Source organism: Desulfosalsimonas sp., from assembly GCF_055149105.1.
Genome location: NZ_JBSRLA010000001.1, coordinates 81675 through 94527, shown reverse-complemented (window position 1 = coordinate 94527; position 12853 = coordinate 81675). Strand labels below are relative to the sequence as shown.

General features: G+C 54.6%; 13 protein-coding genes. 6 read left to right on the top strand and 7 right to left on the bottom strand.

From position 1 onward, the window contains the following. Positions 1–25: 25 nt before the first annotated feature. The 4 genes from ACTCIA_RS00435 to ACTCIA_RS00420 form a co-directional block, all read right to left on the bottom strand. Positions 26–271 (bottom strand): dissimilatory sulfite reductase D family protein, encoded by a 246-nt coding sequence (locus ACTCIA_RS00435; RefSeq protein ID WP_220128229.1) that lies wholly within the window; start codon positions 269–271, stop codon positions 26–28. 119 nt (positions 272–390) lie between these two features. Beyond that, positions 391–1536, bottom strand: coding sequence for a dissimilatory-type sulfite reductase subunit beta (gene dsrB, locus ACTCIA_RS00430; RefSeq protein WP_462999832.1), 1146 nt, complete (start codon positions 1534–1536; stop codon positions 391–393). 15 nt (positions 1537–1551) lie between these two features. Further along, complete coding sequence (gene dsrA, locus ACTCIA_RS00425; protein ID WP_462999831.1) at positions 1552–2871, bottom strand: dissimilatory-type sulfite reductase subunit alpha; 1320 nt, start codon at positions 2869–2871, stop codon at positions 1552–1554. 174 nt (positions 2872–3045) lie between these two features. Continuing rightward, on the bottom strand, positions 3046–3672 hold the full coding sequence (locus tag ACTCIA_RS00420; protein ID WP_462999830.1) for a tetratricopeptide repeat protein: 627 nt from the start codon (positions 3670–3672) through the stop codon (positions 3046–3048). Between the two features lie 359 nt (positions 3673–4031). Between ACTCIA_RS00420 and dapA the strand changes: the two genes are divergently transcribed. Further along, positions 4032–5066 (top strand): 4-hydroxy-tetrahydrodipicolinate synthase, encoded by a 1035-nt coding sequence (dapA, locus tag ACTCIA_RS00415; RefSeq protein ID WP_462999829.1) that lies wholly within the window; start codon positions 4032–4034, stop codon positions 5064–5066. An 89-nt stretch (positions 5067–5155) separates the two neighbouring features. On the opposite strand, the gene ACTCIA_RS00410 is transcribed toward dapA, so the two are convergent. Genes ACTCIA_RS00410 through ACTCIA_RS00400 form a run of 3 tightly spaced genes read right to left on the bottom strand, consistent with a single transcriptional unit; the run spans position 5156 to position 7604 of the window. After that, a complete protein-coding gene (locus ACTCIA_RS00410; protein WP_462999828.1) occupies positions 5156–5962 on the bottom strand; it encodes a YkgJ family cysteine cluster protein in 807 nt (268 codons plus the stop codon). A gap of 51 nt (positions 5963–6013) precedes the next feature. After that, positions 6014–6829, bottom strand: coding sequence for an SDR family NAD(P)-dependent oxidoreductase (locus tag ACTCIA_RS00405; RefSeq protein ID WP_462999827.1), 816 nt, complete (start codon positions 6827–6829; stop codon positions 6014–6016). Beyond that, the gene (locus tag ACTCIA_RS00400; protein WP_462999826.1) at positions 6813–7604 is read right to left on the bottom strand and encodes a YkgJ family cysteine cluster protein; all 792 of its coding nucleotides are present in this window, start codon (positions 7602–7604) and stop codon (positions 6813–6815) included. Before ACTCIA_RS00400 ends, ACTCIA_RS00405 begins: the two co-directional genes overlap by 17 nt. 262 nt (positions 7605–7866) lie before the next feature. Here ACTCIA_RS00400 and infC point away from each other — a divergent pair, with 262 nt between their 5' ends. From infC to pheT, 5 genes are all read left to right on the top strand, one after another. After that, positions 7867–8361, top strand: coding sequence for a translation initiation factor IF-3 (infC, locus tag ACTCIA_RS00395; RefSeq protein ID WP_332308989.1), 495 nt, complete (start codon positions 7867–7869; stop codon positions 8359–8361). Positions 8362–8772: 411 nt separating this feature from the next. Continuing rightward, positions 8773–8970, top strand: coding sequence for a 50S ribosomal protein L35 (gene rpmI / locus ACTCIA_RS00390; RefSeq protein WP_462999825.1), 198 nt, complete (start codon positions 8773–8775; stop codon positions 8968–8970). 27 nt (positions 8971–8997) lie between these two features. Next, positions 8998–9348: a 50S ribosomal protein L20 gene (rplT, locus tag ACTCIA_RS00385; RefSeq protein ID WP_181549454.1), complete on the top strand. Its 351-nt coding sequence runs from the start codon at positions 8998–9000 to the stop codon at positions 9346–9348. A gap of 38 nt (positions 9349–9386) precedes the next feature. Next, entirely contained in the window at positions 9387–10394 is a 1008-nt protein-coding gene (gene pheS, locus ACTCIA_RS00380; protein WP_462999824.1) for a phenylalanine--tRNA ligase subunit alpha, read from the top strand. A gap of 1 nt (position 10395) precedes the next feature. Further along, positions 10396–12810 (top strand): phenylalanine--tRNA ligase subunit beta, encoded by a 2415-nt coding sequence (pheT, locus tag ACTCIA_RS00375; protein WP_462999823.1) that lies wholly within the window; start codon positions 10396–10398, stop codon positions 12808–12810. The last annotated feature ends 43 nt before the right edge of the window (positions 12811–12853 follow it).

The window sequence follows — 12853 nt, the reverse complement described above, 5'->3', positions numbered from 1 at the left end:
CTGTTCAATGCCGCATATTGCCGTGCTATTCTTCATGCTCGGCTGCAGATTGCTTGCCGGCACCTTTAAGGCCATACATGGAAGTGCTGCCGCTTGACCAGAAGACCAGAATGCCTTCTTCCACCATCTGGGTGACAATCTTTTTGGCTTCGCGGGGCTTGGCGTCCATCATCTTGGCCAGGTCGCTGAAATAAAACTTGGACTTGGATTTGGATTTCTTCTCGATGCCATCAAGGACCTTTTGCTTACATTCTTCGTAGTCCAGTGCCATTGGTCTGTTTCCTCATTGGTTGATTGAAATGCCGGGTTGCGGCGCATCAAAATTGATGCGCCGCAACCGCAATAGCCTCCCTGGCTCTGTAAGAACAAGGGAAATAATTTTCACTTGAATTAGAACTTAAACTGCGAAGTCTGACGCCAGGTGTAGTAAGCCGGATCACGGAAGTCATCAATAAGATGATGGGTGAATTCCAGCCCGGTTTTCTCAAAAAACCGTTCCCAGCCGATCCGCTCGGCCCACTCGCCCAGGCGCTCGTATTTGTTGGCGTCTGCCGCATAGGTTTCAACGATCTTTTTGATCGTTTCCGCGGTTTTCGGCCAGCGGGGCGGTTCATTGGGAATAAACGCCACAGCCACCTTGGAGAACTTGGGCGCGGAAATCCGGTTGGACACCTTGCCGCCGACCATCAGGACGATGCCGTCGCCTTCCTTGTCGGCCAGGGGCAGACAGGGGCACATGGTGTAACAGTTGCCGCAGAACATGCAGCGGCTCTGGTTGACCTCGACACTGTTGACGGTCTTTCCGCCGACTTCCACCTTCTTCGGCTTGATGGCCGCAGTGGGACACGAGGCGATTGCCAGCGGAATTTCACACATTTTGTCGAGATATTCATGGTCAACCATGGGCGGCTTGCGATGATAGCCCAGGATGGCAATGTCGGAGCAATGGACAGCGCCGCACATGTTCAGGCAGCAGGCCAGGGAAATGCGCACATGAGCAGGCATGCGCATGTTCTGGAAGTCCTCAAAGACCTCGTCCATGACCGCCTTGACCGGACCCGATGCGTCGGTGGCCGGTGTGTGGCAGTGGATCCACCCCTGGGTGTGGACAATGTTGGTGATGCCCGCACCGGTGCCGCCAACAGGGAACTTGTAGGAACCGCCGGCAAACTTTCTGCCCTGCAGGTCATCGATCAACGGCTGGACCTTGTCCTTGCTGTCAACCATGAACTCAACATTGTTACGGGTGGTCCAGCGCACATAACCGCCGCAGTGCTTGTCGGCAATTTCACAGATTTCCCGGATCAGGGAAATACTCATAAGCCGGGCCCCGCCCACGCGAACCGTGTATACCTCGTCGCCGGTTTCGGAAACATGGACAAGCACACCGGGCTGCAGAACTTCATGGTACAGCCATTTGCCCTTGTTGTTTTTGATGACCGGCGGATAAAACTCCTCGTAATTTCGCGGACCGATATCGGTAATCCGATCCTTCATCGGATTTTCGGGATCGTATCCTGAAGATATAAAAGCCATGCTCAACCCCCTTTGTTATCGCAGGTGATGTTTGCGGAATTCATTGATGTCGCGTTCCCAGCCGCCCTCGACTTCTTCTTCCTTCCAGAAGATGTACGGATTGTGCCGCGGTTCCTGTACATGCTGCGGAACCGGGTCAATGCCCGTGACTTCAAGCAGTTTCTGGAAGCCCTGGCGCTTCATGAGCTCGCCGAGGCGCTCGCGGTTTTTGCCTTCTTCCATCCACCAGTCCCAGATCGCCTCGATGACGTCCTTGACTTCCTGATAGTCGTTGTCCTTGTTGACCTCGACAAAGGGCACCAGCAAAGAACCCATCTGGGCGCCGTCAAGAATCGGTGCCTTGGCGCCGACCAGGATGGAACATCCGGTCTGCTTGCCGGGACGCAGGGCGCGGGGCATAACGTTGATGCAGTGCATGCACCGGGTGCATTCCTTGTTGTCGATCTCCAGCTTGCCGTTTTCATACCACATGCATTTGGTCGGGCACAGGTCAATGACTTCCTTCTGGATGTCGAACTTGCCCCAGTCACGGCCGGCATGGGCGCCGGCATTGGGCTTGAGCTCGCCGGCCACATAGGCCTTGACCGCTTCCTGGTCAATGCGGATATCATCTTTCCAGGTACCGATAAAGGACATGTCCGCACGGGCGATGGAGGCCACGCAGCAGTTGGGGCAGCCGTCGAACTTGAACTTGAACTTGTAGGGGAAGGCCGGCCGATGCAGCTCATCCTGGTATTCCTGGGTCAGGTGGTTGCACAGATCCTGAGTATCATAGCAGGAATATTCGCAGCGGGCTGAGCCGATGCAGTCTGCCGGAGTTCTCAGGTTGGAGCCGGAACCGCCCAGGTCCTGTTTGAGATTATGGGTCAGCTCAAAAAAGATTTCCTCGAGCTGCTTGGTGGTGGTTCCCAGAAAAATGATGTCGCCTGTGGAACCGTGCATGTTGGTGATGCCCGAACCTCTCATCTCCCACAGATCACAGAGCTGCCTGAGGTATTCAGTGGTGTAGAACTTGCCGGAGGGCTGATTGACCCGCATCGTATGAAAGTGCGCCACGCCGGGGAAATTTTCCGGCTGGTCGCAGTAACGGCCGATAACTCCGCCGCCGTAGCCGAAAACACCCACGATTCCGCCGTGCTTCCAATGGGTTTCCCCGTCCTTGTAGGAAAGTTCAAGCACGCCCAGCAGGTCTTCGACGACATCCACAGGGATCTGATAGTTAATGTTGTTTGCATTCTTTGCCCTTGATTCAGCTTCCTGCTTCATGTCCGATACAAAACTCGGCCATGGTCCGCTCTCCAGCTGATCGAGCAAGGGGGTTTCATGTTTTGCCATTGTCATACCTCCCTTTCATTAAAATTAAGCCACGTGTCTATCCAGATATAAGACCCTTATACTGCTTTCTTACATCATCCGTCCGTATCAACAACTATGGAATACAAAAGGTTTTCTTATAAAATGATTCAGCCCGCATTGTCAATAAAAAAGGGCGCTGGTTTGGATTTGTCTCTACACGGCGCGTGCGGTTTCAATCTCCCGGACAATCTCCGGGGCCACCTCATAACCAAGCTGGCGCGCCCGGTCGCAGTGGTAGGCGGCTTTTTCCGTGTCTCCTTTTTCCAGATACGCAATGGCCAGGTTATTGTGGGCCACAGCAAAATTTTCATCAATTTCTATGGCTTTTTGCCCGGCGGCAATGCTTTTGTCCACCTGTCCGTCAAAAAGATAGGCATTGGCCAGGGTGGCATAGGCCTGGATAAAATTGGAATTATATTTGATGGCCTTTTCCAGTGCGGAAATGGCCTCGTCAATTTTGCCCTTCTGCATCTGCACAAATCCGATATTGCCCCACCCTTCGGCAAACGCGGCCCGGACTTTCACACTCTGCTGATTGTAAGCCAGACATCCGTCAATATCGCCACGCTGCAGACAGATACCGCCCAGCTGCACGTAGGCTTCGGCAAAATTGGGGCTGCACCGGATGGCCTCCTTGAATTCTTCTTCAGCCTCGTCGAATTTGCGCAGCCCCAGCAGGGCAGTGGCCAGATTGTAGTGGCTGTTGCTGCATTCCGGATTCGACATGATGGCAAAACGCTGTTCCTCGATATATTGATCCACTGTTTTTTCGGTCGTCATAAAACTCCCCTCTGAATTTGTATTCCAACGCTTCTGATTCTGACAACTCAGTGCGTTACATGCTTTTTTTACACCTGGAACCCCAGATAAACATCTGTTCGTTGAAACTTAAAGAAAGCCGGCACAGATTGTCAAGAAAAATCCCCTGCCCCTTGCTTTCGCCGCCAATACCGATTTTTTATTTGACAGGGGATTGCCAAATTCATAATAATAAAAACCGTTTCAAACAATAACTACCTATAAATTATAAATATCACATCGTCCGGTGAAAACAGCGGCAATCCGGCGCACAACAAAGCCCGCCCGCGGATTCGCCCGGAAATGGGAATCGGTTCAGATGTGCCGGAAAAGGAGGATTTATGCAGCCTGGATGTTATACCGCCCTGATTACGCCGTTTAAAAACAATGAAATTGATGAGGCGGGGCTGGAAAAACTGATTTCCTTTCAACTGGCAAACGGCATCACCGGCCTTCTGGCTGTGGGCACAACCGGTGAAAGCCCCACGCTTAACTGGAATGAACACATCGGCGTGATTGAGCGCATTGCCGCCAACACCCGAAACCAGTGTATCTGCATTGCCGGCACCGGCAGCAACAACACCGCCGAAACCCTGGAAGCCACGAAACACGCCGTAAAATCCGGATGCGAGGCCGTTCTGCTGGTGGACCCTTATTATAACGGCCCCAGCTCCCTGGAAATCCGGCGGGAATACGTCGCGCCGGTGGCCGCGGCCCACCCGGACACCACCATAATTCCCTACATCATACCGGGCCGTACCGGCGCCCAGATGTTTGCAGAAGACCTTGCCATCCTCTACAAGGAATATCCCAATGTCAGCTGCGTCAAGGAGGCCACCGGCAGCCTGGACAACATGCGCCGGACCCGGCAGTGCTGCGGGGACGCCTATCTGATTCTTTCCGGCGATGACGGCATCACCCATGACATGATGGCAGATAAGACCATCGCCGGCGGCGGGGCGATCTCGGTGATGTCCAATATCGCCCCGGGCCCGGTGGCGGAAATGATCAATTCCCTTCTCGCCGGCGACACTGATGCGGCGAAAATCCAATTTGATGCCTTAAAGCCCCTGTTTGACCTGGTTTCGGTGAAAACCACGGAAAAAACGCCCCACGGCGAAGTGGTCTGCCGGTCACGCAATCCGGTGCCGGTCAAGACCCTGATGCAGATCCTGGGGATGCCCGCAGGTCCCTGCCGCCGGCCCCTGGGAAAAATGACCCGGGCCGGCATGGACACGGTGCTGGCAGCAGCCCGCCGGGTACACACGGAAAATCCCCATATCCTCCGGCCTGCAGCCGAGTTTTTCGGGGTGGACATCGACCAGCGGCTAAATGATCCGGCCGTTCCGGCGGAATTGACCTACGAAACCTATTAAATCAAACCCACATCCATTTTTCTGCAGGGGCGGACCCATGGGTCCGCCCCTGCAGATCCGGGCTATGCGGTTAAAACTGTCTGTCCCATTCAGCTGCGTTTTCCGCGGGCCTCGGCGGCTTGCTGATTGATGGCAAACTCCTCACCTTCCTGAAACAGCACCCATTTGAGCCACCTGAAACTGAAATTTAACAGTTCCAGTTCATCAGACCGGATTTTTTCAACGGTTTCCGGATCCACCTCATAGACATTCAAAAACGAGCTTTCAAACACAAAGCGCCGGAACCGGTCGATGTCGTAGCTGGCCGTGAAAAACATGTTCTTGGTTTTCTCCGTCAGACGGATATTGGCGGGTATGGAGCGCTTCCGGACAATGAGTTCGGTCCAAGGGGCATTGATGCGGTCATAAACATCCACGCCCTGATCGCTTCGCCACTGGTCCACGGTCCACTCCGCATCCTCTTCAAAGCCCCTGCAGTGGGGCTCATTAATAAAAAAATAAAAGCCCTCATCAGCTTCGTCCTTATGGCTCAGGGAAGCCACGCCCAGGGGATAATAACGGCAGGTGGTGGGCCGGTCCTCGTAGATAATACATCCCTGATCCTCCCGGACAAAGGGGCATACCGGCTCTCCGGGCTCATCATCCAACATGCGCAGGGTCACAACCGGCAAATCGGTTTTTTCCAGAAGCTGCGGGGTGGTGTAAATGGCCAGAAAGTCCTCTGAACTCAGTTCCAGGCGATTTTTCAGCCGCACGATGTCATAGGGGGTCAGCATGATGTTAATCCCCCGGCAGCACTTGGTAAAACAGGAAATCTCCGGATGGCACCGGAAGTGAAACCGGCTGTTGGCGCTTAGTTTTACCGGCGGAATCCCGGCATTTTCTTCAGTTTCCATTACTTGACTCCTTATTTAATTAAGATAACTTATTGATAAACTGTCAATATCTCAAACCACACCCTCGGGCATGGGGGCCACGGGTTCGCCGCCCAGAACATAGCCGCCGTCGAGGCGGATCACCGAACCGGTCATATACGGCGCATCCTTTAATAAAAACAACACCGCACGGACCACATCATCGGGTCGCCCGGTCCGGCCCAGCAGGGTATGATCAACTATGGCCTGCTGCTGTTTTTCCGAAAGCAGCTCCCACCCCCGGGTACCCTGGGCGTGACGGGTTTGAAAAATGCCGAGCATCAGCTCATTGACCCGGACTTCGGGCGCACCCAGGCGGGCCCAGGTTTCTGTGAGCAGGGAAACACCCCGGTTGGCCGCTGAATAGCCCTCGTTAAACAGGTAACTGGCCGGACCGCTGCGGCCCACCATTCCGGCGATGGAGGAAAAATTGATCACACAGCCGTTGCCGCTGTTTTTCAGGTGCGGCAGGGCGGCTTCAAATACCCACTGCTTGGCCCGGAGGGTGGTGGACAGCTCCAGGTCCCACTGCTGCCGGGTATAGGGGCCATGAACCACCGGCCATCCGCCCCGTTCAATATTGTTGATCAAAATGTCAATACCGCCGAAGTGTTCGGCCATCCGGTTAACAAACGGGGCAATGGCCGAAGTCTCCAGCAGGTTTACCTGTTGGATAAGATGGGGCGTGCCAATGGCGGCAAAGTCGCGCTTCATGGCGTCCAGGGATTCTTCCCAGTCATACCACGTCAGTGCCAGGCGCACGCCCTGCCGTGCCAGGGCCAGGCCCACGGCCTTGCCGATGCCCTTGATGCCGCCGAGCACCAGGGCGGTTTTACCATTTAGATCCATGAGCGTTCGCCCCGGAATTTTCAAAATTTTTAAAAGCCTTCCCTGAGGCCTGCCGCATTATTTGCCCGGAATATTGAAGGGCAAAATCGAGCAATCTCTCGTCATTCCAGGATTTCCGCCCCGTGCAATCCATCCCCGGTTTCCGGCATTCCTCACCCACAGGGCCGCCAAGGCCATCTCTGAACGCATCCAGGTCATAAAGGCTTGTATACAGCTTTTGCCTCAACCCTGATTCAAGCGATCCCGGCATATGCTGCTGCTTTACGGAAATCACCTCAATCATGGCGTCGTTTCCTTTATTGTAAGGCGAAAGCCCCTGATCAGCCATCCACTGGCGGACGGAAACGGGATGGCCCCCGTCAAATCCCCGGCAGTGCTGTTCGCAAATCAGAACGTAGCTTTCCGCAAGGTGCCCTGTTTGCCTGGATCTTCTAAGCATTCTGGCCAGCGGGTACATCCGGCATGAACCGGGCCGGTTTTCGTAAACCCGGCAGCCCTGGTCTGTCACAAAGGGACATTTTTTTTCGCCGCCGCCGGCGGGTTTCAGTCCCACCACGGGAAGGCCGGTTTCCGGGCCGGTGTGACATACCGTATGGGCCTGCAAAAAATCCCCTGTAGGCATCTGCAGGTGCCGGGACAGGCGCAGCACATCATAGGGGGTCAGAAACTGGTTGAGATCCCGGCAGCAGGCGTTGAAACACGGGACTGCGGGATTGCACGAAAAATCAAAAATTTCGTCAATATCAATGGGACGGAAAGTGTTTGGCGCTTCCATAAAACCAGCCTTTCTCCTTGCTGAAATAAACGTCCCAACCATATGCATTTTCATCAACAGGATCAATGGATTTTTGACAAAAAAACCCGATGATGTAACTATTTTCCCTTGCATCTTGAAATGAGTGTGTTATACATTTTTGCTCGAAATGCAATGGTCGGGCCCCGGGAGGCCGGCGAAAACAAGGGACAACAGCCCAAACAGGTAAATTTTTTTTCAGGGGAGGTGCCAAATAGCCAAGGCAAAGACCAACGACAAACGGGTGAACATCAACAGCGAAATCAAAGCCAGAGATGTGCGGTTAATCGATGCAGAAGGCAACCAGCTCGGAGTACTGCCCATCTCCACCGCGCTTTCCACTGCGGAAAATGCCGGGCTTGACCTGGTGGAAATTTCCCCGAATGCAAACCCGCCGGTTTGCAAAATCATGGATTACGGACGTTTCCGATACCAGCAGGACAAAAAACAGCAGGAAGCCCGGAAAAAGCAGGCAGCCCTGCAGGTCAAAGAGATCAAGGTGCGGCCCAAAACCGACACCCATGACCTGGATATCAAGCTGGGGCACATTGAAAAATTCATCAGCAAAAAAAACAAGGTCAAGGTCACGGTCATGTTCCGGGGACGTGAGATCACCATGACCGAACGGGGTCGCTGGGTGCTTGAACAGGTCGCCGAAAGGGCTGCGGAGTTTGCCACAGTGGAACAGTACCCCAAAATGGAGGGCCGCACCATGACCATGCTCCTGGGCCCCAGATAAACCAGATAAACCAGATAAACAAGCCGGCTTTTCTTGAAAATCAGCGTTGATAGCACCTTAAAAAGTCTGATTTCAAATGGTGTCGTAAAAAGTTCAAGATCAAGGCCTGCGCAATTTTGAAGAATGCAGCGTACTTAGCCGTACGTGAAATTCTGAGGAATTGCGCGTAACGCAGATATTGGACTTTTTACGGCACCATCAGCGTTGGCAGCCGCCCGTGTAGCTTCGTGCAGAACCCGGCAGATAAGCGCGGGGAAACGTGTTTCCCGCGCTTTATATTTTTTTATTGACTGTGCTCCAAAGATATTGCATATTTTATTGTTTTTAAAATTTATTCATTGTTGCGGGATCATTTCTGCTGTAATGGAAATTTTTGTTTAAAATCGATGTTGTTTTTAAGGGAGAGCCATTATGCCGAAAATCAAAACCAACCGCGCGGCAGCCAAACGCTTTAGACGCACCGGCACGGGCAAATACATGTTTTCCAAATCCCATGCCAGCCATATCCTGACAAAGAAAACCCGGAAACGCAAAAGAGCGCTCAGAAAACAGCAGGTTATGGACACAACCAATCTCAAGGCCGTCAAGCGGATGCTACCGTACAGATAAACAAGGTGCAGGCAAAGGAGTTTCACCATGCGAGTCAAAAGAGGATATAAGGCAAGACAACGCCGTAAAAAAGTGCTGAAGCTGGCCAAGGGATACCAGGGCGGCAGAAGCAAGCTGTACCGCACCGCGGCCGATGCCGTGGACAAGGCGCTGGTCTACGCGTATAGGGACCGCAAGGTCCGCAAGCGGGATTTCCGGCGCCTTTGGATTGTTCGGATCAATGCAGGCGCGCGCATGAACAATCTGTCATACAGCAAATTCATCAACGGGCTCAAACGCGCGGATATTGAACTGGACCGCAAAGTCCTGGCTGAACTGGCCGTATCCGATCCCTATGCGTTCTCCCAACTTGCGCAGACCGCTTCAGCCCAGCTTTAACCATGCGATCTGACGGAAAAAACCGCGGGTGACCCAGCGTGAACGCCTCCATAGAAGAGATCCGAGAACAAGCCCTGTCTGAACTTCAGGCCGCCAAAGACGCCGATGCAGTCCAGGCCCTGTCGGTTGCCTACCTGGGCCGTAAAGGGCGGGTAACCGCTTTTTTGCGCAATATTTCCAGTCTGCCTGCAGAGCAGCGGCCCGCTGCCGGAAAAAGAGCCAATGAAGTCAAAAAGGAACTGGAAGCCGCTTTTTCCGATGCGCTTGAAAAACTGGCCGCATCCGGGGAAGAGGACCGGGCGGCCATTGACGTATCGCTTCCCGGCCGGCCCGCGCCCGTTGGCAGCCTGCACCCGATCACCCGGATAACCCGGACCATTGCACGAATTTTTGAGCGCATGGGATTCGGCATCGCCGAAGGCCCGGAAGTGGAAGCCGATTACTACAATTTTGAAGCGCTCAATATTCCGCCGAATCATCCGGCCCGGGACATGCAGGACACCTTTTACGTTTCCGACAATGTGGTTTTGCGCACCCATACCTCCCCCATCCAGGTCCGGTATATGGAAGCCCACCAGCCGCCGGTGCGCATTATTGCCCCGGGCAAGGTATACCGCTGCGACTCGGATCTGACCCACACGCCCATGTTTCACCAGGTGGAAGGGCTTTTGGTGGATGAGCAGGTCTGTTTCGGGGATCTGAAAGGTATTTTAACCGCATTTGTCCACCAGATTTTTGATCCGGATATCCGGGTGCGCTTCCGGCCCAGTTTTTTTCCGTTTACCGAACCCAGCGCCGAGGTCGACATCCAGTGCGTAATCTGCCGGGGCACGGGCTGCAAGGTCTGCTCCAATACCGGCTGGCTCGAAGTGCTGGGCTGCGGGATGGTGCATCCGGCCGTGTTTGAAAATGTAGGCTATGATACCAACCGGTATTCAGGATTTGCGTTCGGCATGGGCGTGGAGCGCATTGCCATGCTCAAGTATGGCATCAACGACATCCGCATGTTTTTTGAAAACGATATCCGTTTTTTGAGGCAGTTTTGAAATGAAGGTCAGCCTGGAGTGGTTACAGCAATATGTAGATATTGATATCAGCGAAAACGCCCTTGCAGACCGGCTGACCATGGCGGGCCTGGAAGTGGAGGCTGTTGTCCGGCCCCATTCCCATCTCGACGGTGTGGTGGCGGGAAAAATTCTCGAAGTCCGGCCGCATCCGGATGCAGACCGGCTTTCCTGCTGCCGGGTGGACGCGGGATCACAAACCCTGGAAATCGTCTGCGGGGCCCCCAATGCCGCCGCCGGAATGTATGTGCCCTGCGCCCCGGCGGGAACAGTCCTGGCTTCGGGAATGGAAATCAAAAAAACCCGCATCCGTGGCCAGGCCTCCGAGGGGATGCTGTGCAGCGAAACCGAACTGGGCCTGGGCGAAGATGCCTCCGGGCTGATGGACCTTGGGACGGAACATGCTGCCGGCACGCCCGTTGCCCGGGCTCTTGGCCTGGAAGATACGGTTTTTGAGATTGGACTGACGCCCAACCGACCCGATTGTCTCAGCCACATCGGTGTTGCCCGTGAAATTGCCGCCCTGCTCGGAAAAAAACTGCATCTGCCGGAAATCCCGCCTTTGCCGGAATCCGGCGATATTGCCCAACAAAGTTCCGTGACCATCGAAAACCCCGAGCTCTGCCCCAGATACGCGGCCCGGCTGATAGCCCATATCAAGGTGGGGCCTTCCCCGCAATGGCTCCGGCGCAGGCTGCGGGCCGTGGATTTAAAGCCCATCAACAATATTGTGGATATCACCAACTATGTAATGATGGAAACCGGCCAACCCCTGCATGGCTTTGATTTTGACAGGCTCGAAGAAAACCGCATCGTGGTGCGCACCCCTGACAAAGAAACCGAGTTTTCCACCCTCGACGGCAAATCCCGCCAACTTGACGCCGATACTCTGCTGATCTGCGACGGGAAAAAACCCGTGGCCATTGCCGGGGTCATGGGGGGTGAAAACTCAGAAATCCTGGAGACCACAAGCCGGGTTCTCATTGAAAGCGCCTGTTTTGACCCGATTTCCATCCGCAAAACTGCCAAGCGGCTCGGCATTTCAACAGATGCCTCATACCGGTTTGAGCGGGGCGTGGACCCTGGCGGCACCGTGTACGCCATGCAGCGCGCCGCAGCGCTCATGGCCGAGCTCGGCGAAGGCCAGCTCATCGGCTCTCATATAGATAAACACCCCCGGCCGCCGGCCAAATCCCCCATCCGGCTGAGCACCCGGCGGACAAACCAGCATCTGGGAACCGGGCTCAACCAGTCTGAGATCACGGACCTGCTTCAAAGCGCGGCTTTTGAAATTCAGACCGTGGATGCGGACCAGCTTGCTGTCACAGCGCCTTCCTATCGGGTGGATGTACTCCGGCCCGAAGACCTCATGGAGGAAGTCGCGCGGCTCTGGGGCTACAACCGCATTGCCACCACATTTCCCGGAATCACCGCCCAGGCCGAGGCGCCCGAAAAACCCCTGAGCGTCCGTGAACAAATACGCGACCGCATGGAGGGGTTCGGGTTTCATGAAACCATTCACTACAGTTTTATCAGTCATCGCGCGGCAGATCAGATGATGCTGCCCGAAGACGATCCCAGACGCCGGACTGAGGCTGTTTTAAATCCCTTGACCGAAGATCAGTCCGTGATGCGCACCAGCCTGCTCCCGGCTCTGCTGGAAACCGTGCAGAAAAACATCTTCCGCCAGGAAAAAACACTGAAACTCTTTGAACAGGGCAAGGCTTTTTATCACACACAGCCCGGCGCCCTTCCCCGGGAAATTGAAATGCTGGCCGCCCTGTGGACGGGATTGCAAAAACCCCTGACCTGGCATGCCAAACCGATTGAAACCGATTTCTATGATCTAAAGGGCGTGGCCGAGGGTCTGCTGGCCGGCCTGGGCATAACTGACGGGGATTTTTCAGCACTGCCCGCATCGGCCTGCAGCTATACCCAGCCTGGGCAAACCGCCCAGATCCGCTGCAAAAACACTTTCCTTGGCATCATCGGGGAAATCCGGCCCGCTGTTCTGGAAAAATTCGATATTCACCAGCCGGTCTTTGCCCTTGAACTTCACATGGAAGCCCTGGTGCCGTTTGTTCCCGAAACCGCCCATTTTGTTCCGGTTCCGAAATTTCCGGCCGTGACCCGGGATATTACGCTCATTGTTGACCAGAGCGTGGAAGGCCGACAAATTCTTGATCATCTTCGAAAGGCGGAAACCCAATGGCTTGAAGACGTATTTTTGTTTGACGTCTACTCCGGACCGCCCATTGCCGAGGGGCATAAAAGCCTGTCCGTGCGGCTTGTATACCGCTCAACGACCCGGACGCTTGAAGACGCTCAGGTCAATGAACTGCACCGGAACATCACCCAAAGCCTGCTGACAGCCTTTAATGCAGCGCTTCCGGCGTAAACCGGTGCGAACCCGCTAACAACCCCCTAACCGGTTGCGGAGG